Origin of the sequence: Synechococcus sp. N5, assembly GCF_900473925.1 — a bacterium.
Taxonomy (GTDB): Bacteria; Cyanobacteriota; Cyanobacteriia; order PCC-6307; family Cyanobiaceae; genus Parasynechococcus.
Genome location: NZ_UCNI01000006.1, coordinates 35,066 through 60,830, shown reverse-complemented (window position 1 = coordinate 60,830; position 25,765 = coordinate 35,066). Strand labels below are relative to the sequence as shown.

The following is a 25,765-nucleotide window of genomic DNA, read 5'->3' as shown; positions in this document are numbered from 1 at the left end:
GGCTTCAGCGGAAGCCCACAGAGGCCTGCCAAACAAAGGCGAGGAGCAGGAAGAAGACCGGAATCAACGGGAGAATGTCGATCAGCGGAGAGAAGGCCTGATAGGCCTCGGGCAGCTGTGCCAGCAGGTCGAGGGTGAAGGCGGCCATCCCTTGTATCAAAAAGGCGTTGGGCTGGACGCTACCACGTGTGATGGGCTGGCGAGTCTGGCTCCCAGGGAGCGAAATCCTCTGAAAAACAGCCGTCGCGAATCGCTTGTGCCATGGCCGAGGTGAAACGCACCAGATGGGTGATGTTGTGAATGCTCAACAAGGTGAGGCCCAGCAGCTCCTCGCTGCGAATCAGGTGATGCAGGTAGGCCCGGGTGTGACCGGTGCAGGCCACGCAGGAGCAGCTCGGATCCAGGGGAGTGTGGTCGTGGCGGAAGCGTGCATTGCGCAGGTTCCAACGTTCACCGCCCACCAGGGCGGTGCCATGACGGCCGAGTCGGGTGGGCAGGACGCAGTCGAACAGGTCGATCCCGTTGGCCACGGCAATGGCCATCTCGCGCAGGGTGCCGATGCCCATCAGGTAGCGCGGTTTGTGTGAAGGAAGCAGGGGCGTGACATCCCGCACGATGCGATGCATCTCCTCAGCGGGCTCACCAACGCTGACGCCACCGACGGCAATGCCCGGCAGATCAAAGGAGGCGACGGCCATGGCACTCTCCCGCCGCAGATGGGGGAAACAGCCGCCCTGAACGATGCCGAAAAGCGCCTGATCCTCCCGGGTGTGGGCTGTGACGCAGCGCTCGAGCCAGGCATGGGTGCGGCGACAGGCATCGATGACGTCGTTCTCCGTCGCCGGATAGGGCGGGCACTGGTCGAAGGCCATGGCCACATCCGCCCCGAGGGCCATCTGGATCCGGGTGGCATGTTCCGGGGTCATGTCGATGGTGCGTCCATCGCGGGGGTTTCGGAACACAACCCCACGGTCATCGATTTTGTTCAGGTCTCCCAGGCTGAACACCTGAAAGCCCCCGGAGTCGGTGAGCATCGGGCCGTTCCAGCCCATAAACCGGTGCAGGCCACCGGCCGCCGCCACGATCTCCTCCCCCGGTTGCAAGTGCAGGTGGTAGGTGTTCGAGAGCACCATCTGGGCTCCCGTGCGCCTGAGCTGCTCCGTGCTGATGCCCTTGACGGTGGCCAGGGTTCCCACCGGCATGAAGCGTGGTGTGTGCACCGGCCCATGCGGGGTCTCAAAGGTGCCGCACCGTGCTGATGTGTTGGCGCAATGCGCGTTGATCTCGAAGCCGAACACGACTGATCCGCCCCTGCATTGACCCTACGGTGAGGGCCGACTGCATCCCTCGCGCCATTCCCAGGATCGTTCTGCCCTGGCTTTCCGATCTGGCGGGAGCCTGGATCTTCTACACGGTGCTGCCAGCATGGCCCTGGCCGCAGCCCTCGTTTCAGCGCATTGCCCGCTTCGCCCCCTGGATGGGGCTGCTGATCGGTGCGTTGCAGGGGCTGCTCTGGATTGGTCTGTCCAAGCTCTCCTGGCCTCCGGCGGCCTGTGCCCTTTGCGTGGTGGCTCTCGGCATCCAGCTCAGTGGTGGCTTGCATCACGACGGCCTGATCGACACGGCGGATGGCCTCGGGGCGCCAGCGGAGCGGCGGCTCGAGGCGATGGAGGACAGCCGGGTGGGCGCCAGTGGTGTGCTGGCTCTCGTGATGGTGCTGCTGCTACAGGTTGCGGCATTGATCCAGCTGGGGGGCCATGCCCCGCTTGGGCTCTGCCTGGCGGCGTTCTGGGCCCGGGTGGCGCCGCTCTGGGCCATGGCACGTTTCGACTACCTCCGCGCTGATGGAACCGCGGCGTTTCATCGCGAGCACGGCAGGCCGCTCTGGGATGCTCTGCCCTCACTTCTGGTGGTGGTTCTCTTGGCCGGTTGGGTGGGGGCCATGCCCCTTCTCCTGGGGGGCGTGGTGGCGATCCTTGTCGCCCAGAGCCTTGGGCGACGATTGGGGGGGCACACCGGTGACAGCTATGGAGCAGCTCTTGTGCTCACCGAGATGGTCACGTTGTTGGGTCTGGCCTTGCTCCTGCCGGCCAGCTGAGCACGAATGCATTGCCCTGAGCGGGCAGATCCGGAACGATCGTGGAAGGCTCCACGCAGAGCGTGAGCTTGCGGCCCTGCTGCTCCGCCAGTGAGCGTGCAAGGGCGAGCCCAAGGCCGGTGCCCGCCCGGTCCTGTCCGGTGGACCCTCGTGCTCCCCGCTCGAAAATCAGGTCGCGCTCCTCCAGGGAGATCGGCGGCCCGTTGTCCCAGACGCAGAGTCCATCGGGCAACAGGCACAGCCCCACGCTGCAGCCCGCTGGGCTGTAACGGAAGGCATTCTCAAGCAGGTTGGCGACGATCTCCGCGATCGTTCCGTCCTGGGACGGTTGATCAATCCACTGGGGCCACAGGTCTGGCCCCCGCCAGGGTCGGCCCTGCAGGCTTGCCGTCGCTTCCGCCCGCTCCAGCAGAGGCATCAGCAGGGTTTGCATGGTGGCCTCACCTTCGGCAGGCCCTGGGGGCAACAGGGTGGGGCCAAGGGGGGCCTGTGCGGGGAGACGTTGTTGCCCGAGGCCATCGAGCACGTCGATGTATTGGCCGAGTTGGCGTTGTTCCGAGAGCATTCCCTCCACGAGTGGGCGGTGGGAGCTGTCGGCTTCGAGCCGCCGCAGCAGCAGTTGGGCGTAGGTGCGCAGGGCAGCCAGTGGATTGCGCAGCTGATGCACGAGGGTGCGCAGCTGCTCGTTTTGTTGGCTGAGTTCCTGGCGAAGTTGCAGGCATTCCAGGTCACGCCCCAGGGCGTGGCTGATGGCGGCGGCACTGCGCCGCATCCGTTGGTCCAGGGTCAGCGTCCAGCTCCGCTGCGGATCCAGGTCCGCGCGTAGGGCTCCCAGGATCAGACCGGCATCTTGGAGGGGGTACCAGCGCCGACTCTCGTGCGGCAGGCGCAGGTTCGGGTCTGCGTCGGCAGGGGGAAGCGATCGTTCATTGGCTGACCATTGCCGGATCAGCAGCAGTGGCGGACCTTGCTGATTGGGTGGCGCACTGACGTACAGCCCCAGATGCTGGATGCCTTCTTTGGCGGTTAGATCAGCCAGCTGTTGATCGGTGAAATCGAAGAATCGATCGGTGAGCTGCATCAGTTCCGGACGATCAATTCAGGTGCTTGGGCAAGCCTGCGCCAGGGGGACTTGAAAAATCTGGGAAAAGTCTTAAGATCCTCTTATCGACCGAGGCGCTGTTCACCATGAACAGACGCCCGCCAGCTCTCACAACGGTTGCAATTGCTTCGCAACCAAAGCTACAGCAGAGGTTGCAGTGTCCTCCGCTGGTTCCCGCTTGGGTGTTGGTGTCCTGCCGGTGATTGTGGTGTGTCTGCAATTGCCCCGACGCTTCCCTTGCGTCTGGCGTTTTCGCGCCGACGGCACCTGTTTGTTCTGACGATCCACCCCGTTCTTCCTCTCGTACCGGAGCCCTCCCATGTCCAAGAAGCGCAAGCGCATTAGCCGTCGTCGCCTGGCAGGTCAGCGGGTCCTGGCCCATGTGCCAACCCATCACCTCGAAACCGGTGAGTACAAGCCCGTGACCGCTGCTCGTCGTTACATCGCTGAGGGCGGACTGGTTCCTCCGGCGTTGCTGAATGTGCGCCGCAATGAGCACACCACCGACCGCTTCTTCTGGGGTGAGAAAGGTCTGTTCAGCGCTCAATACGCCGAAGAGAACCATTTCCTCTTCCCCTCATTGCGCACGATTGTTGATTCCATCGGTGAAGACAAGCTCTTCGAGGGGCTCGAGCTTGGCGCTGATGATTGGGAGGAAATGGAGGAGTACGAATACGCCTTCGTTTGATCAGGCGTTCTCCAGAACACGCTCGATAAACATCAGGATCGGCTGCACCGTCTCATCAGGGATGGTGTGGCCGTTTTTGAATGGAACTGTCTGACATTGATCGGGCTGCAACTGCGTAGCGATCGACTGCATGGCCTGGAACGGCACCACGGGATCGTCTGAACCATGCATCAGCAATACTGGGGGATGTTGCTGGGGCGGAGCCCAATTGGGGTGTGGATAGCCGCTGCAGCTGATCAGCCCTGCGATGGGCAGGGCGCAGCCGCCTTCCAGGGCCATGGCTCCCCCCTGGGAAAAGCCGAACACCACCGTTCGTTCGAGTCCAAGGCCTGAGCTGCTCAGGCTCTGAAGTTGAGTCTTGAGGCGCTCAACGGCCGCGGGCACGGCATCCCACTGTGCTGGGAACAGGCCGTACCACTGACGCCCTCCCGGTTGGTCGGGATGGAGCTCAGGAGCCTCCAGGCACACCACATCAAGGGTCTTGGAACACTCTCGCGCCAGGCGATCGCCCAGGGGTTTGAGATCTTCTCCGTTGGCTCCCCAGCCGTGGAGCAGCACCAGCCGGCCATCCATGGGGCATGAGCATCACTGCTGCGTAGGTTGGCTCACGATCCAGTCACGACCCTTCGATGGCTCCTGTCGCTCTGCTGAGTGTTTCCGATAAGTCCGGGCTGGTGCCCCTGGCGGAGGCCCTGCATCGGACCCATGGCTATCAGTTGCTCTCCAGTGGGGGCACGGCCAAGGTGCTCGAGCAGGCCGGCCTTCCGGTGACCCGTGTGTCGGAGCATACCGGGGCTCCAGAAATTCTTGGCGGTCGTGTGAAAACGCTCCATCCAAGGGTGCATGGCGGGATTTTGGCCAAGCGGGGTGACGCGTCCCATCAGGCCGATCTTGAGCAGCAGAACATCGCCCCTATCGATGTGGTGGTGGTCAATCTTTATCCCTTCCGCGAGACGATTGCTCGGCCTGACGTCACCTGGGATCAGGCGATCGAGAACATCGACATCGGTGGCCCCGCCATGGTTCGGGCGGCCGCCAAAAACCATGCTGATGTGGCTGTTCTCACCAGTCCTGACCAATACGACCGTCTGTTGACCACCATGGCGGAGTCGGGCGGGAGCGTGCCTTCGGAGCTGCGGCGTCAACTGGCCCTGGAAGCGTTTCAGCACACGGCGTCGTACGACACGGCGATCAGCCGCTGGATGGCCGACCAAACCGCCGCAGAAGACAGCCCCTGGCTGGAGGCGGTGCCGCTGCGGCAGACCCTTCGGTACGGCGAAAATCCCCACCAGAAAGCACGTTGGTTCAGCCATCCCAAACAGGGTTGGGGTGGGGCCATTCAGCTGCAGGGCAAGGAGCTGAGCACCAACAACCTGCTGGATCTCGAGGCGGCCCTCGCCACGGTGCGGGAGTTCGGCTACGGAGCCGATGGTTCCGCACCGGCCTTGCAGCCTGCCGCCGTGGTCGTCAAGCACACCAACCCCTGCGGTGTGGCGATCGGAACTTCCATTCCTGCTGCACTGACGCGTGCCCTGGATGCCGATCGGGTGAGTGCCTTCGGCGGCATCATCGCCATCAATGGTGTGGTGGAAGCCACGGCGGCCCGTGAGCTCACCAGTCTGTTTTTGGAATGCGTCGTGGCACCGGGCTTCACGCCCGAGGCACGGGAGGTGCTGGCGGCCAAAGCCAATCTGCGCCTGTTGGAACTGGCTCCGCAGGCCATTGACCTGGCCGGCCCCGATCACGTGCGCAGCATCCTGGGTGGTCTCCTGGTTCAGGACCTTGATGACCAGGCGATCACACCAGCCGACTGGACCGTGGCCAGCCAGCGGCCGCCCACGCCGCAGGAAAAGCAGGACCTGGAATTTGCCTGGCGCTTGGTGCGTCACGTTCGCTCCAACGCCATCGTTGTGGCCAAGGATGGCCAGAGCCTCGGCGTGGGTGCTGGTCAGATGAATCGTGTGGGCTCAGCGCGGATTGCGCTGGAGGCTGCGGGTGAGAAAGCCCAGGGGGCTGTTCTGGCCAGTGATGGTTTCTTCCCGTTTGACGACACGGTGCGTCTGGCTGCCAGCCACGGCATCACCGCCGTGATCCATCCCGGCGGGAGCATGCGCGATGCCGATTCGATCAAAGCCTGCGATGAGCTCGGCCTGGCGATGCAGCTCACGGGGCGCCGCCATTTCCTGCACTGACGCTGGTGGGGGCCGCCGGCCCCCTAGCCTCGCGGGACTGAAGAGTCCCCTTCAATGCTCGCCACTCTCCCCTTCAGCCTCAATTTCGCTCACCCCTTAGCGGAGTGGGGCCTGCTCGCCGTTGGTGGTTGGGCTCTCTACCTGGGGATCAAGGCCAAGAAAACGCGCACCGGTACCCCAGAACAGCGAAAAGAACTGGTGCCGAAAAAGTTCGCCCAGCGCCATTACCTCTGGGGCAGCATCCTGCTGGCCGTGATGACCCTCGGGACCTTGGGTGGTATGGCGGTCACCTATCTGAACAACGGCAAGTTGTTTGTTGGTCCGCACCTGCTGGTGGGTCTGGCCATGACCGGGATGATCGCCGTTGCCGCCTCGCTCTCACCCCTGATGCAGCGGGGCAATGTGATTGCGCGCAAGGCTCATGTGGGCCTAAACATGGGCATGCTCACGTTGTTCCTCTGGCAGGCCGTCAGCGGCATGGAGATCGTCAACAAGATCTGGACCAACCGCTGAAGGTCGTTCAGAAGGCTGCCCGCTGACGCGGTGGGCAGCTCAGGCCATGGGCGGCATGGAAATCTTCCTGGACCTTCCAGGTGAGCCGTCGTGAAATCTGACGGACAATCTGCTTGAGCAGATGATCACCACTGCTCTGGACCAACTGATCCGGGAGCATGGTGATCACCTTGGGCAGACGGATCCAGACCTTGAGATCCAGGTCCCACTGGACGGAGGTGTGCTCCTGTTCGGGGATCAGGCGCATCCCCGCGCGGAAGTCGACGTCGTAGTGATGGCGCAGAGCAAGCGACTGCGGCACGGTTCGAACGGTTTCGATGCGGTAGATCCCTTCCTGCTGTGGCAGCAGTCGCAGAGCGATCGTGGGCTCCACCTCGAAGCCGAAGTTGCCGAACCGCCCCAGGGTCAGGCTGTAGGACTGCCGATCGATGGCCTCGACCTGCATCGGGCTGGCGCACCGTTCAAACCAGCTCTGATGGTCATCCAGGTACCGAGCTACCACCGCTTGGGGCGCCAGCATCTGCATCGAATCCTCGAAGTGGCTGCTGTAGCAGCGCACCTGCGGGTCGGCACCGTGAAGCTGATTGTCGGTTTCGGTGGGCGACAAGACCGTCACGGATGGGGAGCTGCCGGCGGAGGGCGATTAAAGATGAACCAATGTAAAGCTCTCTGCGCTTCAGTTTTCGCTCAATTGCATCAGTTTTTCGATCACCTCTTCCACCGCCCGATCCGGGGTTGAGGCACCGGAGGTGATTCCCACCCGCACGGGGCCTTCAGGCAGGAAATCATCCTCACGACAGAGGTCGGCAGCCAGTGGTTTGTGCTCGATCGAATTGGTGCCGACGTCGATGCGCTCGGGCGTGTCGATGTGGAACGAGCGAATCCCACGGCTGACGGCAATCTCCTGCAGGTGGGTGGTGTTGGAGGAGTTGAAACCACCGATCACCACCATCAGGTCCAGGGATTCATCCACCAGGGAGAACATGGCGTCCTGACGCTCCTGGGTGGCGTCGCAAATGGTGTTGAAGGCCAGGAAGTGGTCGTTGAGTTGGGTGGGACCGTATTTGCTCAACATTGTGCGTTCGAACAGGCGTCCGATCTCTTCCGTTTCGCTCTTCAGCATCGTGGTCTGGTTGGCCACGCCCAGACGTTCGAGGTCCCGATCGGGATCGAACCCTGGAGAGCAGGCTTTGGCAAACCGTTGAATGAAGTCCTCTCGGTCCCCGTTGCCGAGGATGTAATCGGCGACGTACTGGGCTTCCTCCAGATCGAGCACCACCAGATAGGTGCCGGCAAATGAGCTTGTGGCCAGTGTCTCCTCGTGCTTCACCTTGCCGTGAATGATCGAGGTGAAGGTGTGCTTCTTGTGTTTCTCCACGGTGTTCCAAACCTTGGAGACCCAGGGACAGGTCGTGTCAACGATGTGGCAACCCCGTTCATTCAGCAGCTGCATTTCCTGAACGGTGGCACCAAAGGCCGGCAGGATCACCACATCACCGGAGGTGACACCTGAGAAGTCCTTCACTCCCTGTTCAACAGGGATGAACTGCACATCCATTTCCCTGAGGTGATCATTCACGGAAGGGTTGTGAATGATCTCGTTCGTGATCCAGAGACGCTCGCTGGGGTAGTGCTTGCGGGTCTCGTAGGCCATCGCCACAGCCCGTTCAACACCCCAGCAGAAGCCGAAGGCTTCCGCCAACCGGACGTTGAGCCGGCCGTGTTCCAGTCGGTAGCCGTTGTCCCGGATCGTGCCGATCAGGCCGCTCTGGTAGGCCTGCTCAAGGCTCTCCGCCACTTCCTCGGCGCGCCCGAAGCCTCGCCGGTTGTAACGCTCGGAATGGTGGAGGGAGCGCTTGAAGGCGTGGGTGTCCATGGAGGGCGCTGGAGTGGGGCAACTCTATGTGGCCTGAAGCAGCGCTTCAGGCAGTAAAAAAGCCCGGCCAGTCGGCCGGGCTTGAGAACAGCAGCTGATCCGACGCGGAATCAGTTGTTGGTGGTGGAGAAACCGGCGTAGGCCTCCATGCCGTGTTCGCCAATGTCCAGACCTTCGGACTCTTCCTGTTCGGTGACGCGGATGCCGCCGAAGAGGGAGCCGATGATCTGCCAGGCGATGAAGCAGGTGACCACGGTCCAGATGGCATAGGCAGCAGCACCCAGAGCCTGGACGCCGAGCTGGTCGATGCCGCCGCCGACCAGCAGGCCGAGGCCGGAGCCGTCGCCCTGGACGTCGTAGCCCCAGAGACCGATCACGATCGTGCCCCACACGCCGCACACACCGTGCACGGAGAAGGCGCCGACGGGGTCGTCAATGCCTGCGGCATCGAGAGCGGCCACGGAGAAGACGACGATGATGCCGCCCACCAGACCAGCCACCCAGGAACCCGTCAGGGTGAGGTTGCCGCAACCGGCAGTCACGCTCACCAGGCCGGCCAGGATGCCGTTGATGATCATGGTGAGGTCAGGCTTCTTGGAGGTGATCGTGGAGATCACCGTGGCGCCGATGGCACCACCGGCAGCACCGAGGGTGGTGGTGACGGCCACGTAGGGAACCCACTGGTCCATGGCCAGCTGGGAACCGGGGTTGAAGCCGTACCAGCCGATCCAGAGGATCAGGGCGCCAAGGGTGGCGATGGACATGTTGTGGCCAGGGATGGCCTGAACCTTGCCGTCGACGTACTTGCCGATGCGGGGTCCGAGCAGCATGGCGCCGACGAGGCCGGCCCAGGCGCCAACGGAGTGAACGATCGAGGAACCAGCGAAATCGATGAAGCCCATTTCGCTGAGCCAACCACCGTTCCACTGCCAGCTACCGGCAATCGGGTAGATGACTGCGGTGAGCACCAGGGCGAAAATCACGAATTCGCCGAACTTGATCCGCTCAGCCACAAGACCGGAAACGATCGTGGCTGCGGTTCCGGCGAAGGCCGCCTGGAACAGGAAATCAACGGTGGGAACCAGGCCGGCTTCGCTGATGGTCTCAGCAGTGACGGTCGGGTCGAAGAAGAGGCCCCCGAAATACAGCCAGCCGTCGATGACGGAGTCGCCGTACATCAAGGAGTAGCCCACGAACCAGTAGGCGGTCACCGCGAGGGCGAACACAAACAGGTTCTTGGAGAGGATATTGACGGCATTCTTTTGCCGGCACATGCCTGCTTCGACCATGGCGAAGCCGGCATTCATGAAGATCACCAGGATGGTGGCGACCAGAAGCCAGAGGTTGTTGGCCAGGAAAGCGGCGGAGAGCTCAGGAAGCTCTTCGGCTTTGGCCGACAGCGTGAAGATGCCAAGGCCCATGAGCGCCAGGGGCGCACAGGCGAGCCAGGTCATGGCGCGGTTGGAGCTGAAGCCTCGGATGCTCTTCAGGAGCAGCATCGGGCCTTCCAGGAGGCTGGCCTCCTGCAGGGTTTTGCGCCGCCTTTGCGGTGGCGCGTGGAATGCAGTTGTCATGAACGAGGGTGCAGAGCTGCGTGAGGCATCTGGAAATGTTCCCAGATGAACAAACCCACCGTGCCCTGCGATGGCGCACTTCCTTGTTCGATCTGCTACCAAAATCAATCTAGGTGGACTAGGCGTGTCCCCTGCCAGTGCACCGCATCGGCGCTGAAGCTGAAGCAGCACGGCAGCACTTCCACACCGCTGTTGGTGGCCTGGCGAAACAGCTCTCCATAGCGCGGATCGGCGCTGTCACCGGGAGCAAAGGCAGTCACGTCCGGCCGGCTAAGGCAGGGCACCAGCACCGCCCGCGCGTCAGGAAGCACCCCCATCAGCTCAATCAGATGCTTCTGCCCCCTTTCGGTCACCGTGTCGGGGAACAGGGCCGTGCTGCCGTCGGTCCAGGTGGTGTTCTTCACCTCCAGGTAGATCGGACGTTGATCAGGGTTCTGCGCGGATGGCGTCAGCAGGAGGTCGATCCGGCTGCGTTTGTTCGTGCCGTAGGCCACTTCAGCGCGGATCCCTTCAATGGCCCCGAGCTGGGCCTCCAGGCACCCCGCTTCGACCGTGGCGCGAATCAGTCGGTTGGGCAGTGCCGTGTTGATGCCCACCCAGCAAGGTTGGCCATCGGCGCCTGGCACCTCGGCTTGCTCCCAGGTCCAGGCCAGCTTGCGTTTGGGGGAGGGGGCGTAGCGCAGACGCACCCGTTGGCCAGGGATCAAGACTCCTGTCATCGGGCCGGTGTTGGCGCAATGGGCGGTGACGGTCTCACCGCTGCTCAGCTCCACATCGGCCAGGAAGCGTTTGTAGCGCTTCAGCAGCACGCCCTCCGTCAGGGGTTCAAAGCGCAGCAGGGCATCGCCCGGAGAGGGAAGGCCAGTCATGGCAGCAGCCGAGATTGGCCCATGGTCTCGTGTGGTGCCTCCACAATGCGCCCAATGCTGGGGGCCGAATGGCGCGTTCATTGAAGGGGATCGCACTGGTGGTGACCCTCGGCACCTTGCTGAGCAAGGTGGGTGGCCTGATTCGGCAGCTGGTGATCGCAGCGGCCTTCGGGGTTGGCGCGGCCTATGACGCCTACAACTACGCCTATGTGCTGCCTGGATTTCTGCTGATCCTGCTCGGGGGGATCAATGGCCCCTTCCACAGCGCCATGGTGAGCGTGCTGAGCCGGCGCCCCCGGGCTGAAGGGGCGCACATCCTTGCGGCGCTCAACACCAGCGTCAGTGCTCTGTTGCTCCTGGTCACCATCGTTCTGGTGCTTGCGGCGGATCCTCTGATCACCCTTGTGGGCCCTAGCCTTGCCCCCGAGCTTCACGCCATCGCACGGGCCCAGCTGCAGGTGATGGCGCCGATGGCGCTGCTGGCGGGGCTGATCGGGCTCGGCTTCGGGTCCCTCAACGCCGCCGACGAATTCTGGATCCCTGCGATTTCACCGCTGATGTCCAGCGGGGCCTTGATCCTGGGGGTGGGACTGCTCTGGTGGCAGCTCGGCGCTGATATCGCCTTGCCGTCCGCCGCCATGACAGGTGGTGTGGTGCTGGCCTTGGCCACGTTGGTGGGGGCCTTGCTGCAGTGGTTGATCCAGCTGCCGGCGTTGATCCAGCAGGGGTTGGCCCGTTTCCAACTGGTCTGGGACTGGCGGCACCCGGGAGTGCGGGAGGTGTGGCGTGTGATGGGGCCGGCGACGTTGTCGTCCGGAATGCTTCAGATCAATGTGTTCACGGATCTGTTTTTCGCCTCCGGCATCCTCGGTGCGGCGGCGGGTCTGGGGTACGCCAATTTGCTGGTGCAAACCCCTCTGGGCCTGATCTCGAATGCACTGCTGGTGCCCTTGCTGCCCACTTTTTCCAGGCTCATGGCTCCTGAGGATCGTCCGCAGCTGATCGATCGGATCCGACAGGGGTTGATGCTGTCTGCGGCATCGATGATCCCCCTGGGGGGACTGTTCATTGCTTTGGGTGGCCCCATCGTCGCCCTGGTGTACGAGCGTGGTGCTTTCGATGCACCAGCCGCACAGCTGGTGACGGGCTTGTTGATGGCCTATGGCCTCGGCATGCCGGCTTACCTCGGCCGGGATGTGCTGGTGCGCGTCTTTTATGCCCTTGGCGATGGAACGACGCCTTTTCGGCTCTCGCTGGCGGGGATCGGTCTGAACGTGGTTTTTGACTGGCTGCTGGTGGGTGGTCCGACCCCTTGGGGGAATCAGTCGCCGTTCAATTTCGGTGCGCCAGGGTTGGTGCTCGCCACGGTTGCCATCAACCTGCTCACCTGCCTCGCCCTGTTGGTGGGTCTGCAGCAACAGGTTGGAGGCCTGCCGCTGCGGCGCTGGGGAATGGACCTGATGCGGCTCGCCATCGCCGGAGTTCTGGCAGCGGGGGGTGCGGGAATCCTGGTGACCGTTGTGCCTTGGCCGGCAGGGTTGCTGGGCCTAGTGCTGCAGGTGTCTGCCCCTGGCCTGCTGGGTTTGGCCTTGTTTGCCTTAATCGGTGCACAACTCAAGGTGCCGGAGGTGCGTGAGGTCACGCAGTTGGTGCTGGGCCGGTTCAGGGCTCGCTGAGACGAACATCCAGCTCTTCACGCACCTGAATCGGAAGTTCCAGTTGCTCGCGACCCACGAGTTGCGGGCCCTGAACAGACACGATTCGTGCCTCGATCCCAAATTCTTTAAAGGCGGTTTCCAGTTCCTGGATCAGGGCTTTTTCAACCTGAGCCTCCGCGTCCACGACCCGACCGATCAGCCGTTCACCAAGGCGGCCGATGCGTTGGCGCACCAAATCCCTGGAGTTGGTGACTTCAATGATCAGCACACCAACCGCTGCGGATGGACTGCAACCTTATCTGCAGTACGGCTCGAGGATCTCTTCAAGATCCCTCAGCTGGGCGGGGGGGATCAGCTTGGAGAGCGGGAGCTGACTGGCGCCTCCTGCCAGAGGCACCTTGACGGCGTCGAGGGCCTGCCGGGCCGCCACCTCAGCACCTTGATTGACGCGGGCACTGCATTCGATCGCCAGGGCTGAAGCCAGGTCGGCATCGCCGAGGTAAAGATGCCAGCCGCTGATCTGCACGTAGAGGCGGTCAGCCAAAGCACTCTGAAGGTCCTGCAGGTCGCTGGCGGAGAGGGACATCAGCCCGGAAGGATCGAGGTGGGGATTGCATCCATGCTGGCTTTATTCCTCCGGCTTGGGGCGCTGAACAATCACCCAGATCAATTGGCCCAGCCACAGGCTTGCCCAGAGGCTGGTGACCCAGGTCAGGCTCCCTTCGGGGAAGGGGTGGCGCATCTCCTGCAGAAACCAGCCGCCGCTGTTCACCGCGGCGAACACGCCGCCATGCAGGCACAGGTTCACGATGCGTTCGAAATGCCGGTAGGTCGGATCCTCAGGGTTAGCGGGGCCATACCAGCGGATCGGCATTGCTTGGGCTCAGAAACACCTGAATCCTGACGCGGCCCGCACCCAGTTGACGAGCGGACCCTCAATGGGGTCTGATGGTTTGGCCCAAGCGCTTGTAGCTCAGCGGATTAGAGCATCTGACTACGGATCAGAGGGTCGGGAGTTCGAATCTCTCCAGGCGCGTTTCAACTGCCCCATGTGGGCAGTTTTTTTTTTGGTTGATCGGTCGGGCTGATCGCTACGGTTTCTTACGCTTGGACAAATTTTTACTGACATTTCATGGGCCAGGTTTCTGGACGCGCCATCGACGCTGATCTGGCTCAGTCGGATCCGGATATCGCCGCGTTCATTGATCAAGAACGGCAGCGTCAGGAAACCCACCTGGAACTGATCGCATCAGAGAACTTTGCCTCCCTTGCGGTGATGCAGGCCCAGGGTTCCGTGCTCACAAACAAGTACGCCGAGGGGCTGCCCAGCAAGCGGTATTACGGCGGTTGTGAGCACGTTGATGCCATCGAGGAGCTGGCCATCGAGCGCGCTAAGCAGTTGTTTGGTGCCGACTGGGCCAATGTCCAGCCCCACAGTGGGGCCCAGGCCAACTTCGCAGTCTTTCTGGCCCTGCTTCAACCCGGCGACACGATCATGGGGCTGGACCTGTCCCATGGCGGTCACCTCACCCATGGTTCCCCGGTCAACGTCAGCGGCAAGTGGTTCAACGTTGTTCAGTACGGCGTCGACAAGGAGACCCAACGCCTTGATATGGAGGCGATCCGCCAGCTGGCTTTGGAGCACAAACCGAAGCTGATTGTTTGCGGCTATTCAGCGTATCCACGCACCATCGACTTCGCCGCCTTCCGTGCCATCGCTGATGAGGTGGGCGCTTATCTGCTGGCCGATATGGCTCACATCGCCGGCCTCGTAGCCGCTGGTGTGCATCCCAGTCCAGTGCCGCACTGCGATGTTGTGACCACCACCACTCACAAGACCCTGCGCGGCCCCCGCGGTGGCCTGATTCTCTGCCGCGACGCCGAGTTCGCCAAAAAGTTCGATAAGGCCGTGTTCCCTGGCAGCCAGGGTGGCCCTCTGGAGCACGTGATCGCTGCCAAGGCTGTGGCCTTCGGGGAAGCGCTGCAGCCTTCGTTCAAGGCCTACAGCCAGCAGGTGGTTGCCAATGCGGCAGCCCTCGCTGAACAGCTGATTGCCCGCGGCATCGATGTCGTCAGCGGCGGCACCGACAACCATGTGGTGCTTCTGGATCTGCGTGGCATCGGCATGACTGGAAAGGTGGCTGATCTGTTGGTGAGTGATGTGCACATCACTGCGAACAAGAACACCGTTCCCTTCGACCCCGAATCGCCCTTCGTCACCAGCGGCCTGCGGCTGGGAACAGCTGCCCTCACCACCCGTGGTTTTGACGCGCAGGCCTTCCGAGAGGTCGCTGATGTGATTGCTGATCGCCTTCTCAATCCTGAGGATGATGCGATTCGCCAGCGTTGCCTCAATCGGGTTGCCGCCCTCTGTGAGCGCTTTCCCCTCTACGCCGACAGCAAGCAGCCGGTTCTGGCCTGAGGCTTGGCCTTGGCTCTCGAATGGGCCGGGGCGTTGCCTGGTTGAACGGTTGCAAGTTCCCTAGGATTGGGGTGACTCCTTCTGACCGGGGGATCGTCTCTTTCCCGGAGCCTGCGTGAACCTCTTGGCCAGCCCTATTGCGGTCGCCTCGGTCAGCTTTCTTCTGGCTGCGGTGACCACCATGGTGCTGGTGCCCCAAGTGCGCCGGATGGGGCTTCGCTTCGGGTGGACCGACCAACCGGATGAGCGCAAGCAGCACATCACCCCAATGGTGAGATTGGGGGGCATTGCCATGGTGCTGGGTTTTGCCTTGGCCTTGGCGATGGTCTGGTCCGTCGGCGGTTTCGGCCTGCTGGCGCCGGCCAAGGATCAGCTGATCTGGGGCACCCTGGCTGGTTCGCTCTGTTTTTTTCTGATTGGCCTTGCCGACGACCTCTTCGCTCTCTCGCCCTGGCCGCGGCTGGCTCTACAGGTTGCCGTGGCTTGTGCCGTCTGGAGCCAGGGCGTTCGGATTGGGGCGATCGATCTCCCCTGGTTCACCGCTTCAGCCGGTCCGATTGCTCTGCCTGACAGCCTCAGCCTACTGGCCACTGTTGTTTGGCTGGTAGGGATCACCAACGCCATCAACTGGCTGGATGGCCTTGATGGTCTTGCTGCGGGAGTGGCTGGCATTGCCGCTGTTGGGCTGGTTTCCGTCAGCTTTTCGCTGCATCAGGTGGCTGCCGGATTCCTTGCCGCAGCGTTAGCAGGGTGCTGCCTCGGTTTCCTGAGGCACAACTTCAACCCCGCTCGCATCTTCATGGGGGATGGGGGCTCTTACTTCCTCGGCTTCACCCTCGCTGCCGTGAGCATCGTGGGACCCGCCAAGGGGCTCACGACGGTGAGCCTGCTTCTGCCGTTGCTGATTCTTTCGTTGCCCCTGGCCGACATGTCGGCCGTGATCATGGGCCGCCTGAGGGAAGGCCGTTCCCCCTTCTATCCCGATCGGCGTCACCTCCACCACCGCCTGTTGCGCGCCGGGTTCAGTCATCGGCGCACGGTGCTGTTGATCTACGTCTTCACCCAGTGGCTTGCTGCCCTGGCCCTGGTGGTGGCCAATGCCGAGATGCGCTTCCTCTGGCTGGCTTTGGCCACGGCCATCCTGGTGGCCACGGTGGTGATCAGCCGTCGCCAGCTGCAACATGAGCGAGCTCTGTTGAACACCAACCCCTGTTCCACCCCTGTTGATCCTGCGGCCCTTGGCGAACCGCGTGGCTGAATCGGGTGTTGAAATCCTGTGCGTGGGCACAGAGCTGTTGTTGGGAGACATCCTTAACGGCAATGCCCGATGGATTGCCGAACAGTTGGCGGGTCTGGGGCTGCCGCATTACCGCCAAACCGTCGTTGGCGACAACAAAGAGCGTTTGATCTCTGCCGTACGCGAGTCATCGCAGCGCTGCAGGGTTCTGGTGACGACTGGAGGTTTGGGCCCAACCCCCGATGACCTCACCACCGAGGCCCTGGCCGCTGCTTTCGACACTCCCTTGGAGGAGCGGCCCGAACTCTGGCTGGAGATCCAGCAGAAGCTATCGGCAGGTGGCCGGCCGGTTGCTTCCAGCAACCGCAGCCAGGCTTATCTGCCCCGTGGCGCGGAAGTTCTTCCCAATCCAATGGGGTCGGCACCGGGAATGATCTGGTCTCCCCGGCCTGATTTCACGATTCTCACCTTCCCGGGGGTGCCTGCGGAAATGCGGGCCATGTGGATGGAAACGGCCGCCCCGTGGCTTCAAGCCAATGGTGGGGCTTCCGGTGTATTTGTGAGCCGTCAGCTCCGCTTCAGCGGCATTGGCGAATCCGAGCTGGCTGAGCGCGTTGCCGATTTATTGGAGTCGACCAACCCAACGGTGGCTCCTTATGCCTCCCTCGGCGATGTGAAATTGCGGCTCACGGCCTGTGCGTCCAGTGCCGATACCGCCGCTCAGCTGTTGGTGCCGCTGGAGGCTGAGCTGCGTCGTCGCACGGGCAATCACTGCTACGGCGTCGATGCGGACAGCCTGGCGTCGGTGGTGATCGCCCTGCTCAAGCAACGGCACCAGACGCTGGCGGTAGCGGAGTCCTGCACCGGTGGTGGATTGGCGGCAGCCCTGACGTCTGTTCCAGGTTCTTCGCTGGTTTTCCAGGGGGGCGTCATCGCTTACAGCAATGCGGTGAAACAGGCTGTGCTTGGGGTTTCGCCAGATCTGCTTACTGCCCATGGGGCTGTTTCACAGCCTGTGGTCGAGGCGATGGCGCGGGCAGCCCGGGAGAAACTCAATTGCGATTGGGCGATTGCTGTGAGCGGTATCGCCGGCCCTGGCGGTGGCAGTGCTGAGAAGCCGGTGGGCTTGGTGCATCTGGCCTTGGCTGGTACCGATGGCTGTGAGGCCTGGGTGCAGCATTTCGGTGAGCGGCGGGGTCGGGAGGCCATTCAGAGGATGAGCGTGATCCGCGGTTTGGACCGTCTGCGTCTTCGCTTGCTCGCTCAGGTTTAGGGTCGACGGTTATTGCGGCTGAACTGTTGAGTTCCGGCACCCTCTACGACAAGGTGTGGGACCTGCATCGGGTGGCGGAGCTCCCCGGCGGATCCACCCAACTGTTTGTTGGTCTGCATCTGATCCATGAGGTCACCAGTCCTCAGGCCTTCGCGGCGTTGAAGGACAAGGGGCTTTCGGTGCGCTGTCCTGAGCGCACGGTGGCCACGGTGGACCACATCGTTCCGACCATGTCTCAGCAACGGCCGTTCGCCGATCCGTTGGCGGAGGAGATGCTCAGCACCTTGGAGCGGAACTGCCAGGAGTACGGCATCCCTCTCAACAACATCGGCAGCGGCCGGCAGGGCATCGTTCACGTGATTGCCCCGGAGCTGGGCCTGACCCAGCCGGGCATGACGGTGGCCTGCGGTGATTCCCACACCTCCACCCATGGCGCCTTCGGGGCGATCGCCTTTGGGATCGGCACCAGCCAGGTGCGCGATGTGTTGGCCAGCCAGAGCCTGGCCATGAACAAGCTCAAGGTGCGCCGGATTCAGGTGAATGGCTTTCTCGCCGAGGGCGTGTCAGCGAAGGACTTGATCCTGCATGTGATTCGCCACCTGGGGGTGAAGGGCGGCGTTGGCTATGCCTACGAGTTCGCCGGCCCTGCCATCGAGGCGTTGTCGATGGAAGAGCGGATGACCCTCTGCAACATGGCGATCGAGGGGGGAGCCCGATGCGGTTACGTCAATCCCGATCAGGTCACCTTTGACTATCTGAAAGGTCGTCCCCATGCCCCCGAGGGTGAGGCCTGGAATCGTGCTGTCGCCTGGTGGAGCTCCCTGGCCACGGATGCCAACGCAACGGTCGACGATGAGGTGGTGTTTGATGCCGCTGCGATTCCACCCACGGTGACCTGGGGCATTACCCCGGGCCAGGGACTGGGCATCGATGAAACGGTGCCAAGCCTTGATCAGCTGGATCCAGGCGAGCGTCCGATTGCTGAGGAGGCTTACCGCTACATGGATCTTCAGCCGGGAACGGCGATTGCAGGGATCCCTGTGGATGTCTGTTTCATCGGCAGTTGCACCAATGGTCGTCTCAGCGATCTGCGTGCTGCGGCAGATGTTGCCCGTGGGCGGCAGGTGGCTGAAGGCATCAAGGCATTTGTTGTGCCCGGTTCGGAGCAGGTGGCGAAGGCTGCTGAAGCTGAAGGGTTGGATGCGGTGTTTCGTGCCGCAGGTTTTGAGTGGCGGGAGCCCGGCTGCTCGATGTGTCTGGCGATGAATCCGGATCGGCTGGAGGGGCGTCAGATCAGCGCCAGCTCCAGCAACCGCAATTTCAAGGGTCGGCAGGGATCGGCCAGTGGCCGGACCTTGTTGATGAGTCCTGCCATGGTGGCGGCAGCTGCCATTAACGGTCGTGTGACCGATGTCCGTACTTTGATTTCTCCGTCCGCATCGTGATGGCTCTCTTCCCGACTGGTCCGATTCAACAGGTGAGTGGAACGGCCATCGCCGTCCCCGGTGAAGACATCGACACGGATCGGATCATTCCGGCACGGTTCCTCAAATGTGTCAGTTTCGAGGCGCTGGGTGACCAGGTGTTTGCCGACGATCGCCTTGAACTCTCCGGTGAGCATCCCTTTGATCAGGCCCGTTATCAGGGGGCCTCGATCCTGGTGGTGAACGGCAATTTCGGCTGCGGTTCCAGTCGTGAGCATGCCCCTCAGGCGTTGATGCGCTGGGGAATTCGCGCGGTGGTTGGGGTGAGTTTTGCCGAGATCTTCTACGGCAACTGCCTCGCCCTTGGCATTCCCTGTGCAACGGCCGCTCCAGAGCAGATCAAGGCGATTCAGGCCCAGGTGGATGGCGATCCGGGGCGCTCCTGGAGCCTCGATCTTGCCGCTTTGCAACTGACCTCAGCCGACTCCAGTTGGCCTGTGTCGATCGATCTAGGTCCTTTGGACATGCTTCGCAGCGGTCGTTGGGATGCAACGTCCCAGCTCCTGGACCATGGCCCTCAGGTTGCCGAATTGATGCAAACACTGCCCTATATCAACCAGTTCGCCGCCAAGTAACAGCCAAGCGCGACTCCTGTGTCTATGAAAGAGACAGGAGGTTGTATTCGGAGGTTGGATCTCAATGGCCCATTTGCTTTCGCGGTTGTTGCCGCTCCTGGTTTTCGCCAGTGTGGCTCCTGCTGGGGCTGTGCCTCTTGCGGTTGAGCCCTACGACCCATGGGACCGCAGCTGTCCTCGTTGTGATCTGCGCCAGGCTGACTTCCGTCAGGCCCATCTCATCGGCGCTGACTTTCGGGGCAGTGATCTGCGCGGGGCCGATCTCAGAGAAGCGAATCTTGAAGGTGCTGATCTGACGGGAGCATTGCTGGAGGGTGCTGATTTGAGGGGCGCAAACCTCACCAATGCTGAGCTGTCTGGGGTGGACCTGCGCAATGCTGATCTGCGGGAAGCCCAGGTGATCAACGCTTATGCACCGAATGTACGGACCTCTGGTATGCGCTACGCCGGTGCTTCATTGTTTGGCAGCAATCTCATTATCGGGGGCGGTGATTAATCAGAAGGGTCGATTCGAATCGCTCGTCTCAATCAGTTTTGGAGGGGTGTAGGGCATAAACGGCACGCCTGTGCCCTTGAAGTCAAAGTCGTACAGCCGGAAGCGAACCCCACCAATTCCCTCATAGGGATTGAAGTAAATCCCCACGTCGTAGCTGCGACGTTGCCAGCTCAATTCGATGTTGGAGTTAATTACATCACCGTAAAACTCCGAACCGGCATCCACATTGATGCCAAAACCAGCATTTAGAAGCAGAGGTCCGGCGATCTGTTGGGTGATGCCAACTCCAAGGGTGCTTAAGTCAACGGCTTGATCGAAATTAAAGGGGCTGGCGCCCTGTTTGAGGGTGACACCACCGCTAATTGAAAGCCGGGTGTAGTCAAGAAACGGTTTACTGAATGTCCCCAGGGTGAGAGAGGGGCCTCCTGAAAATCTGATCGTGTTTTGACGGGTGCCATCGCCATAGGCCGCCAGGAGTGTGTTTACGTTGGTATTAAATGTGAGACCCGGGACGATCGCTACCGGCGAGTAGAGGTATGCCTTCTCCGGGGTCAGGGGCGCTGCTTTCCCACGCCAGATTGGATAGCTGCTGTTGATGGAGCCGTAGAAGTTGGCACGCAGGCTGTCAACGAGGCTTGCACTGCTAAACCTCTCTGCCCGGTAGTTGCCTAGACCAAGTCGCCATATATAGGAGTTACTTAATTTGCCCAAGTCGAAGGTCTCCCTTTGTTCGATGTATCCACCCAGTGCTGTGTATATATCGGTTTCGCCCAGGGAGCCATTCCAGGTTCGATAGCGATAAGCGCCAAACAAGCGGGCAGTGATGTCGCCGAGCCATGGCAGTTCAAAGTCGTTTTCGAGGTTGCCCCAGTAGCGGCTGCCGTCGGCGAGGGCTTGAGGGTTAAACGTGCTGATGTCGGCTTCCCAAGTGGTGTCCCAACCCCAGAGCTGGCCATTGAGTTCAGCTTCAAGGCCGAACAGCTCGCTGACTTGCGAGGTTTGGTCATCGATGGCGCGTTGCACCATGAATTGGGGCTCCAGGGTCAGGGTGAAATCGCGAGCTACTTCAATTGGCTGGAGTTTGCGTCCGATGAAAAAGCCGTCGCGATCTTGGTTGTCAATGCCGAAGGTCCAACTACTCTTTTCTCGAAAGCGGCGTTCTTGGGGCATCGGCACGTTCAAACGCTCTTCGACGATTAGGCGGTTACGTCGTGCCGAGATCAGCAACTCACCATTGCTTTGCTCTTGGGCGATAACGCCTTCTGCTGCAATTATTGTCTGTGCCGGAGTGTAGGGGTCATTGCTGAACCCCATACGCTCTGCTTTCCAGCCATCCTTCATGATCACAACGCTGGAGGCTTGCACTCTCAAGCGGGTGATCTCGCCAGTGAATAGTTGTGAATTCCCAAGGCTATTTAGTTGAGCAGGTCTCACCACACCGAAGAGGTTTTCATCCCTAACTGCGGAACTCGAGCGTTGGTTAGGGATCCCTCCGCGTTGTTCGATAGTGAAGTTGCCTTTTAAAGCGATGTTCGAGATCCGTTGGTCTATCTCGGCTATCGCCTCTTTTCGCAAAGCCTGTTGATTGACCGGGGGTATTGAGTCCTGCGCAGGTGTTTCATGGCTCGAGCCATGGGGCTGTGGATCATTTCCATCGCCTAAGGCAATCGATTCAAGACGGTTAGAGAGCGAGAAGGGCTGCACGCTCGGCTCCCCATCCGTATCTTCACACTCCGGGAGTGGACGCATCGAGGCGCTCTCCGACTCGGCTGTGTCCTTTCCAAACCAGTTGGCAGCGAGTGGGGGGAGTAGTGGTGGACAGGCCACAGGAGGCATGTCTTCAAGCTTTGCTGGTGTTGGCGACTCAGGCGTTGGGCTTGCCGCTTGGGAGGTTGTTAGCGGATTGCGCAGGGACTCCGTTAGGTCAATAACTCCATAGACATCGCTGAGGTAACCCTCCTCTTGAACGAGGTTGTAGCGGAAGCTCGATGCTTGAAAATATTGACTACCACGCTTGAAACGAACGGCTCCGCGGGCATAGAGAGTGCGGTAGGCAGCGTCGAATTCAATGCGATCAGCACGAAGTTCAGCGTTTCCGAGCTGAACAGAGACGTTGCCTTCGGCTATTGATGCGTTGGATTTGAAGTCGGTGTATTGGCGGTCAGCTCGAACGTTGAGGTGCGTTGGAGTTTCAGCAATAAACGAGGAACTCTCTTCAGCAAATTCGGCTGAAACAGGAAATATGAAGAGAGAACCCGAGAACAGGGTCCCAGTCAGTACAGATAAGAGGCGGTAGGCCGCCAAGGCAATACTGCGGCAGCACATGAGCTTGCCAGCTCATTTCAGAAATCACAGTCCCATCAGACCAGTGTGTTGCGCGGTCTGATCGGGAGGGTGAATCAATCTTCCAGGTCTTTGCGACTGGGGGTGCGGCTTGGATCGCTCGCAAGAAACCCGAACACGAAGATGCCGAGGAAAAAGAAGACGACCGAGTAAACGGAGATCTTGAGGGCGAGCATGGAGACCGACCGGCGTCTGTGACAAGGACATCATCCTATGGGGCATGACAACGTCAGCAGGGGAATGGACCCCGATCAAGTCGGTCGATCGGAGTGGATTGAAACGTTTCGCAGTCGCTCACGTCGTGATCTGCGTGCCGGGTGGCGTCGTTTAGGCGCCGCCGGGGCTGGTTTTTTTCTCGATGAAAGCTGGGGATCAACGCACCGGCCGGACTGGGCCAAGCGTGGTCTGCTGATCTGGCCCAGGGGACGCCAGTGGTTGCGTCTTGAGCAGCGATTGAGCTGGCCAGATGTCTGGAGTGATAGCGATTTCTGCCGTGCCCGGCTGGTGCTGAGCTGGTGGGCCGAACAGATGCGTCTCTGGGTGGATGGCGTGCTTGTTCATGAGGGGGATCTGTTCGATACCGCCTGTCGTTGGCCTTTGCCCCAGCGATGTCGCCAGGGAGCTGCATTGCATTTTGTGCTGGAGCTCTGCAGCCCCTTGCATGACGACGGAGCTCTGATCAGTAGCTATCTCGACCTGGAGCCGCAGACTGCAGGCCTCGACCCTGAGGGCACGCTGTTGCCTGCGGCTTTGGAGCTGCATCTGGCAGCGGCTGGAGACCTGCCGTCCCATTGGGCTGATCTGGATCCCAGCGGAGTTGAGGCGCAGGCTGCTATTGCAACGCACCTGCACCAGGCAGATCCTCCGCGAGGGTCGTTGCATTGGCTGGGTCATGCTCATCTCGATCTCGCTTGGCTTTGGCCTGTCGCTGACACTTGGCAGGCCGCTGAACGCACTTTCCGATCAGCGTTAGCTCTTATGCGTCGCTGGCCTGAGCTGCACTTTGCCCATTCCACGCCGGCCCTATACGCCTGGATGGAGCAACATCGGCCTGCTCTATTTGCGGAGATTCAGGCGGCCAGCCGGGCCGGCCGCTGGGAACCGATCAATGGCCCCTGGGTGGAGACCGACTGTGTGCTGGTCAGCACGGCGTCGTTGTGGAATCAGTTCGCTCTCGGTCAGGACGACAGCCGCCGCCGTTTCCCGGAGTGGACCCATGAGTTGGCCTGGTTGCCGGACAGCTTTGGCTTTGCTGCTGGTCTGCCTGCCGTGGCGTCAGCCACCGGTGTGCGCTGGTTCTGCACCCACAAGCTGGCCTGGAATGCTGACAACCCTTTCCCCCACCGGTTGTTCCGCTGGCGCGCACGAGGACGTTCGGAACTGCACAGCCTGATGCTGCCGCCGATCGGACGCCGCGCCGATCCCGTGGAGATGCTGGACGAGCAGCGGGCCTGGCATCAGACCACGGGGCTGGAGGCGGCGCTCTGGATTCCAGGCGTTGGTGATCACGGTGGTGGTCCTACCGAGGAGTTGCTGGAGCAGATCGAGCTCTGGGAAGGGCAAGCGGCCGCCTTGCCCACCCGAGCCGGCACGGTGCGGGAGTTCTTGGCCGAGCTGGAGCAGGGTGATCAGGCCTGGCCTGTGTGGCGAGATGAGCTTTTCCTGGAGTTGCACCGCGGTTGCGCCACCAGCCGTCCGGATCAGAAGCGCCACAACCGAACGCTCGAGCGGCTGTTGCGGGAGGCTGATGCAGTCTCAGCCCTGTTGGCGATCGCAGGTCGCGACAGCGGCAGCAGCGATTGGCGCCCGCTGTTGTTCCAGCAGTTTCACGACATTCTTCCGGGAACCTCGATCCCGGAGGTGTTTGACCAGGCGGAACCGGTTTGGCGCTCGGCCCGGCGCCAGGCTCGCCAGGAACGCGACCGGCGGCTGGCAAGGCTGCCGCGTCCGGAGGACACAGCAGCGGTGTGGAGTTGGTGGGGTCTGCAGCCCTTGGCGTCCTGGTCGCCTCTTGTTCGCCTTCCTGCGGGATCGTGGTCGGCGGACGCCGTTTCATTGCCGCAGCAAAACGCCGCTGCTGGTGGTACGTGGGTGCAGCTACCGCGTCAGCACGGGATTTGTTCGGTGCCGCTCCGGCGTGAACCAGGCTTGAAGTCCTGCGCTGCGGAGCCCCGTCAGGCTGTGGTCATTACGCCGCTGGGGGCGGGTGCTTGGCGTGTGGGCAATGGTCTGATCGAGCTCGATGTCTCCGCGGCCGGACTGCTGGCTTTGCGGGATCGCGATGGACGGGATCAGTTGTCGTCTTCCCTGCAGTTGGAGCGCTATCGGGACCGGGGCGAATTCTGGGATGCCTGGGATCTTGCGGCGGACTACCGATCTCAGCCCCTGGGTGTGCTCTGTACGGATTCCCTGGAGTGGCTCGACCAGGGCTCCCTGGTGGCGCATCTGGTGCTGCGGCGCCAGCTCGGTGCCAGTTGCATGCGTCTGGACCTACGGCTGAAGGCCGACACGCCCTGGCTGGAGCTGATCTGCGGTATCGACTGGCGCCAGACCCATGAGTTGCTGCGTCTTGAGCTGCCGCTGGCGACCCCCGCCGTCCGCATCGCTGCCGACACCAGTGGAGGGGTGATCGAACGGCCGGCTGCACCGATGACGGCTCGGGAACAAGCCCGTTGGGAAGTGCCTGTGATCTCCTGGTTCGCCTCGCAGTCGGCGGCTCCCGGAGGCGGGATGGCTGTGTTGCTGGACGGCCCCCAGGGTGTGGATTGGTCTTCAGACCGACTTGGCATCTCGCTGCTGCGGGGCCCGACCTGGCCAGACCCCAGCGCTGATCAGGGGTGGCATCGCCAGCGCTTGGCCCTCATGCCGTTCGCCGGCTCATGGAGCGATGCCGGTGTGTCGCAGGCGGCCATTGCCTTTCGTGAGCCCGGGTGGTGTGCGGACTTGCCGGCGGAGCAGCATCAATGGTTTCCATCGCTGCCGCGTTCACTCACGCCAGTGGGGTTGGAGCGCCATGCCGATGGTTGCGTGCTGAAGCTGCTCAATTCGGGATCAGCGCGCTGTCGCTGGACCCCCGGAGCGGGGTGGAGGGTCCGCAGGGAAGCCGACTCAATTGCCGCTTCTGCCGTGGTGATCACCCCAGGGGAACTCGTCTCCCTGGTGGTGGATCAGTCCTCGTGATCGTCGAACGGGTCGTCGAGTGCTTTTGATGGAGGGCCAAAGGCCTGATACACGCCAAATCCGGTGAGTCCGAACAAAACGGCGAGCACGCCAATGGCGACGGACAGGGCTGGGGACGACGTTTCCATCACATCTCTCGACAGGATCAACCCCTAACCGGAGTCGGCCCCTACAGTATCGAGACT

26 protein-coding genes and 1 tRNA gene are annotated in these 25,765 nt (G+C 61.8%); 13 read left to right on the top strand and 14 right to left on the bottom strand.

The window, feature by feature from the left end:
- Window positions 1-4: 4 nt before the first annotated feature.
- Window positions 5-148: a photosystem II reaction center protein K gene (locus DXY03_RS05735; protein ID WP_025362038.1), complete on the bottom strand. Its 144-nt coding sequence runs from the start codon at window positions 146-148 to the stop codon at window positions 5-7.
- Between the two features lie 31 nt (window positions 149-179).
- Window positions 180-1,298 (bottom strand): tRNA guanosine(34) transglycosylase Tgt, encoded by a 1,119-nt coding sequence (gene tgt, locus DXY03_RS05730; protein WP_115009571.1) that lies wholly within the window; start codon window positions 1,296-1,298, stop codon window positions 180-182.
- A gap of 29 nt (window positions 1,299-1,327) precedes the next feature.
- Between tgt and cobS the strand changes: the two genes are divergently transcribed.
- Window positions 1,328-2,098, top strand: coding sequence for an adenosylcobinamide-GDP ribazoletransferase (cobS, locus tag DXY03_RS05725; RefSeq protein ID WP_115009570.1), 771 nt, complete (start codon window positions 1,328-1,330; stop codon window positions 2,096-2,098).
- On the opposite strand, the gene DXY03_RS05720 is transcribed toward cobS, so the two are convergent.
- A complete protein-coding gene (locus DXY03_RS05720) occupies window positions 2,058-3,179 on the bottom strand; it encodes a sensor histidine kinase KdpD (RefSeq protein WP_115009569.1) in 1,122 nt (373 codons plus the stop codon). The genes cobS and DXY03_RS05720 overlap by 41 nt on opposite strands.
- Window positions 3,180-3,519: 340 nt before the next feature.
- Between DXY03_RS05720 and DXY03_RS05715 the strand changes: the two genes are divergently transcribed.
- The gene (locus DXY03_RS05715; RefSeq protein WP_011363271.1) at window positions 3,520-3,888 is read left to right on the top strand and encodes a DUF3155 domain-containing protein; all 369 of its coding nucleotides are present in this window, start codon (window positions 3,520-3,522) and stop codon (window positions 3,886-3,888) included.
- Here the strand turns inward: DXY03_RS05715 and DXY03_RS05710 are convergent, their stop codons facing one another.
- Entirely contained in the window at window positions 3,889-4,461 is a 573-nt protein-coding gene (locus DXY03_RS05710) for an alpha/beta hydrolase (RefSeq protein WP_115009568.1), read from the bottom strand.
- A 56-nt stretch (window positions 4,462-4,517) separates the two neighbouring features.
- Between DXY03_RS05710 and purH the strand changes: the two genes are divergently transcribed.
- Together purH and DXY03_RS05700 are read left to right on the top strand one after the other, a co-directional pair.
- Window positions 4,518-6,080 carry a bifunctional phosphoribosylaminoimidazolecarboxamide formyltransferase/IMP cyclohydrolase gene (purH, locus tag DXY03_RS05705; RefSeq protein WP_115009567.1) on the top strand — a complete coding sequence of 521 codons (1,563 nt, stop codon included), beginning with the start codon at window positions 4,518-4,520 and terminating at the stop codon, window positions 6,078-6,080.
- A 54-nt stretch (window positions 6,081-6,134) separates the two neighbouring features.
- Window positions 6,135-6,593, top strand: coding sequence for a DUF4079 domain-containing protein (locus DXY03_RS05700; protein ID WP_114988117.1), 459 nt, complete (start codon window positions 6,135-6,137; stop codon window positions 6,591-6,593).
- 7 nt (window positions 6,594-6,600) lie between these two features.
- On the opposite strand, the gene DXY03_RS05695 is transcribed toward DXY03_RS05700, so the two are convergent.
- The 4 genes from DXY03_RS05695 to sfsA form a co-directional block, all read right to left on the bottom strand.
- Complete coding sequence (locus DXY03_RS05695) at window positions 6,601-7,209, bottom strand: DUF1997 domain-containing protein (RefSeq protein ID WP_115009566.1); 609 nt, start codon at window positions 7,207-7,209, stop codon at window positions 6,601-6,603.
- 60 nt (window positions 7,210-7,269) lie between these two features.
- The gene (locus DXY03_RS05690) at window positions 7,270-8,469 is read right to left on the bottom strand and encodes a 4-hydroxy-3-methylbut-2-enyl diphosphate reductase (RefSeq protein WP_115009565.1); all 1,200 of its coding nucleotides are present in this window, start codon (window positions 8,467-8,469) and stop codon (window positions 7,270-7,272) included.
- 110 nt (window positions 8,470-8,579) lie between these two features.
- Window positions 8,580-10,043: an ammonium transporter gene (locus tag DXY03_RS05685; protein ID WP_115009564.1), complete on the bottom strand. Its 1,464-nt coding sequence runs from the start codon at window positions 10,041-10,043 to the stop codon at window positions 8,580-8,582.
- A 104-nt stretch (window positions 10,044-10,147) separates the two neighbouring features.
- Window positions 10,148-10,912, bottom strand: a complete 765-nt coding sequence (gene sfsA / locus DXY03_RS05680; protein WP_115009563.1) for a DNA/RNA nuclease SfsA — start codon at window positions 10,910-10,912, stop codon at window positions 10,148-10,150.
- Window positions 10,913-10,980: 68 nt separating this feature from the next.
- Between sfsA and murJ the strand changes: the two genes are divergently transcribed.
- A complete protein-coding gene (murJ, locus tag DXY03_RS05675; RefSeq protein ID WP_115009562.1) occupies window positions 10,981-12,588 on the top strand; it encodes a murein biosynthesis integral membrane protein MurJ in 1,608 nt (535 codons plus the stop codon).
- Here the strand turns inward: murJ and DXY03_RS05670 are convergent.
- From DXY03_RS05670 to DXY03_RS05660, 3 genes are read right to left on the bottom strand one after another with little or no spacing between them, the layout of a single operon-like run.
- Window positions 12,575-12,838 (bottom strand): cytochrome-c oxidase, encoded by a 264-nt coding sequence (locus tag DXY03_RS05670; protein WP_114988123.1) that lies wholly within the window; start codon window positions 12,836-12,838, stop codon window positions 12,575-12,577. The two genes, murJ and DXY03_RS05670, sit on opposite strands and share 14 nt — an antisense overlap.
- Window positions 12,839-12,865: 27 nt before the next feature.
- Window positions 12,866-13,156, bottom strand: coding sequence for a DUF3181 family protein (locus DXY03_RS05665; RefSeq protein WP_114988124.1), 291 nt, complete (start codon window positions 13,154-13,156; stop codon window positions 12,866-12,868).
- A gap of 42 nt (window positions 13,157-13,198) precedes the next feature.
- Window positions 13,199-13,444 carry a hypothetical protein gene (locus DXY03_RS05660; protein ID WP_115009561.1) on the bottom strand — a complete coding sequence of 82 codons (246 nt, stop codon included), beginning with the start codon at window positions 13,442-13,444 and terminating at the stop codon, window positions 13,199-13,201.
- 88 nt (window positions 13,445-13,532) lie between these two features.
- On the opposite strand from DXY03_RS05660, the gene DXY03_RS05655 reads away from it, so the two are divergent.
- The 7 genes from DXY03_RS05655 to DXY03_RS05625 all read left to right on the top strand — a co-directional run bounded on the left by DXY03_RS05655 (window position 13,533) and on the right by DXY03_RS05625 (window position 20,057).
- Window positions 13,533-13,606: transfer RNA gene (locus tag DXY03_RS05655), tRNA-Arg, on the top strand.
- A gap of 96 nt (window positions 13,607-13,702) precedes the next feature.
- Entirely contained in the window at window positions 13,703-14,992 is a 1,290-nt protein-coding gene (gene glyA, locus DXY03_RS05650) for a serine hydroxymethyltransferase (RefSeq protein WP_115009560.1), read from the top strand.
- Between the two features lie 115 nt (window positions 14,993-15,107).
- A complete protein-coding gene (locus DXY03_RS05645) occupies window positions 15,108-16,250 on the top strand; it encodes a glycosyltransferase family 4 protein (RefSeq protein WP_115009559.1) in 1,143 nt (380 codons plus the stop codon).
- Window positions 16,243-17,502, top strand: a complete 1,260-nt coding sequence (locus tag DXY03_RS05640; RefSeq protein WP_115009958.1) for a competence/damage-inducible protein A — start codon at window positions 16,243-16,245, stop codon at window positions 17,500-17,502. The genes DXY03_RS05645 and DXY03_RS05640 overlap by 8 nt, the downstream gene beginning before the upstream one ends.
- A gap of 26 nt (window positions 17,503-17,528) precedes the next feature.
- Window positions 17,529-18,947 carry a 3-isopropylmalate dehydratase large subunit gene (gene leuC, locus DXY03_RS05635; RefSeq protein WP_115009558.1) on the top strand — a complete coding sequence of 473 codons (1,419 nt, stop codon included), beginning with the start codon at window positions 17,529-17,531 and terminating at the stop codon, window positions 18,945-18,947.
- Entirely contained in the window at window positions 18,947-19,561 is a 615-nt protein-coding gene (locus DXY03_RS05630) for a 3-isopropylmalate dehydratase small subunit (RefSeq protein ID WP_115009557.1), read from the top strand. Before leuC ends, DXY03_RS05630 begins: the two co-directional genes overlap by 1 nt.
- A 64-nt stretch (window positions 19,562-19,625) precedes the next feature.
- Window positions 19,626-20,057 carry a pentapeptide repeat-containing protein gene (locus tag DXY03_RS05625; RefSeq protein WP_115009556.1) on the top strand — a complete coding sequence of 144 codons (432 nt, stop codon included), beginning with the start codon at window positions 19,626-19,628 and terminating at the stop codon, window positions 20,055-20,057.
- Here the strand turns inward: DXY03_RS05625 and DXY03_RS05620 are convergent, their stop codons facing one another.
- Window positions 20,058-22,361, bottom strand: a complete 2,304-nt coding sequence (locus tag DXY03_RS05620) for a DUF3769 domain-containing protein (protein WP_115009957.1) — start codon at window positions 22,359-22,361, stop codon at window positions 20,058-20,060.
- Between the two features lie 95 nt (window positions 22,362-22,456).
- Window positions 22,457-22,576 carry a photosystem II reaction center protein I gene (locus DXY03_RS05615; protein WP_006042333.1) on the bottom strand — a complete coding sequence of 40 codons (120 nt, stop codon included), beginning with the start codon at window positions 22,574-22,576 and terminating at the stop codon, window positions 22,457-22,459.
- 64 nt (window positions 22,577-22,640) lie between these two features.
- Between DXY03_RS05615 and DXY03_RS05610 the strand changes: the two genes are divergently transcribed.
- The gene (locus tag DXY03_RS05610; RefSeq protein ID WP_115009555.1) at window positions 22,641-25,580 is read left to right on the top strand and encodes a glycoside hydrolase family 38 C-terminal domain-containing protein; all 2,940 of its coding nucleotides are present in this window, start codon (window positions 22,641-22,643) and stop codon (window positions 25,578-25,580) included.
- Here DXY03_RS05610 and psbN read toward each other — a convergent pair.
- A complete protein-coding gene (gene psbN, locus DXY03_RS05605) occupies window positions 25,568-25,708 on the bottom strand; it encodes a photosystem II reaction center protein PsbN (RefSeq protein WP_011363291.1) in 141 nt (46 codons plus the stop codon). The two genes, DXY03_RS05610 and psbN, sit on opposite strands and share 13 nt — an antisense overlap.
- Window positions 25,709-25,765 lie beyond the last annotated feature (57 nt).

Coding starts and splice junctions, on each gene's coding strand:
- DXY03_RS05735 (WP_025362038.1), bottom strand. CDS start 148: ATGGCCGCCTTCACCCTCGACCTGCTGGCACAGCTGCCCGAGGCCTAT.
- purH (WP_115009567.1), top strand. CDS start 4,518: ATGGCTCCTGTCGCTCTGCTGAGTGTTTCCGATAAGTCCGGGCTGGTG.
- DXY03_RS05720 (WP_115009569.1), bottom strand. CDS start 3,179: ATGCAGCTCACCGATCGATTCTTCGATTTCACCGATCAACAGCTGGCT.
- DXY03_RS05690 (WP_115009565.1), bottom strand. CDS start 8,469: ATGGACACCCACGCCTTCAAGCGCTCCCTCCACCATTCCGAGCGTTAC.
- DXY03_RS05660 (WP_115009561.1), bottom strand. CDS start 13,444: ATGCCGATCCGCTGGTATGGCCCCGCTAACCCTGAGGATCCGACCTAC.
- DXY03_RS05615 (WP_006042333.1), bottom strand. CDS start 22,576: ATGCTCGCCCTCAAGATCTCCGTTTACTCGGTCGTCTTCTTTTTCCTC.
- psbN (WP_011363291.1), bottom strand. CDS start 25,708: ATGGAAACGTCGTCCCCAGCCCTGTCCGTCGCCATTGGCGTGCTCGCC.
- murJ (WP_115009562.1), top strand. CDS start 10,981: ATGGCGCGTTCATTGAAGGGGATCGCACTGGTGGTGACCCTCGGCACC.
- DXY03_RS05630 (WP_115009557.1), top strand. CDS start 18,947: ATGGCTCTCTTCCCGACTGGTCCGATTCAACAGGTGAGTGGAACGGCC.
- glyA (WP_115009560.1), top strand. CDS start 13,703: ATGGGCCAGGTTTCTGGACGCGCCATCGACGCTGATCTGGCTCAGTCG.
- DXY03_RS05685 (WP_115009564.1), bottom strand. CDS start 10,043: ATGACAACTGCATTCCACGCGCCACCGCAAAGGCGGCGCAAAACCCTG.
- DXY03_RS05715 (WP_011363271.1), top strand. CDS start 3,520: ATGTCCAAGAAGCGCAAGCGCATTAGCCGTCGTCGCCTGGCAGGTCAG.
- sfsA (WP_115009563.1), bottom strand. CDS start 10,912: ATGACTGGCCTTCCCTCTCCGGGCGATGCCCTGCTGCGCTTTGAACCC.
- DXY03_RS05665 (WP_114988124.1), bottom strand. CDS start 13,156: ATGTCCCTCTCCGCCAGCGACCTGCAGGACCTTCAGAGTGCTTTGGCT.
- DXY03_RS05710 (WP_115009568.1), bottom strand. CDS start 4,461: ATGGATGGCCGGCTGGTGCTGCTCCACGGCTGGGGAGCCAACGGAGAA.
- DXY03_RS05700 (WP_114988117.1), top strand. CDS start 6,135: ATGCTCGCCACTCTCCCCTTCAGCCTCAATTTCGCTCACCCCTTAGCG.
- DXY03_RS05610 (WP_115009555.1), top strand. CDS start 22,641: ATGGACCCCGATCAAGTCGGTCGATCGGAGTGGATTGAAACGTTTCGC.
- DXY03_RS05625 (WP_115009556.1), top strand. CDS start 19,626: ATGGCCCATTTGCTTTCGCGGTTGTTGCCGCTCCTGGTTTTCGCCAGT.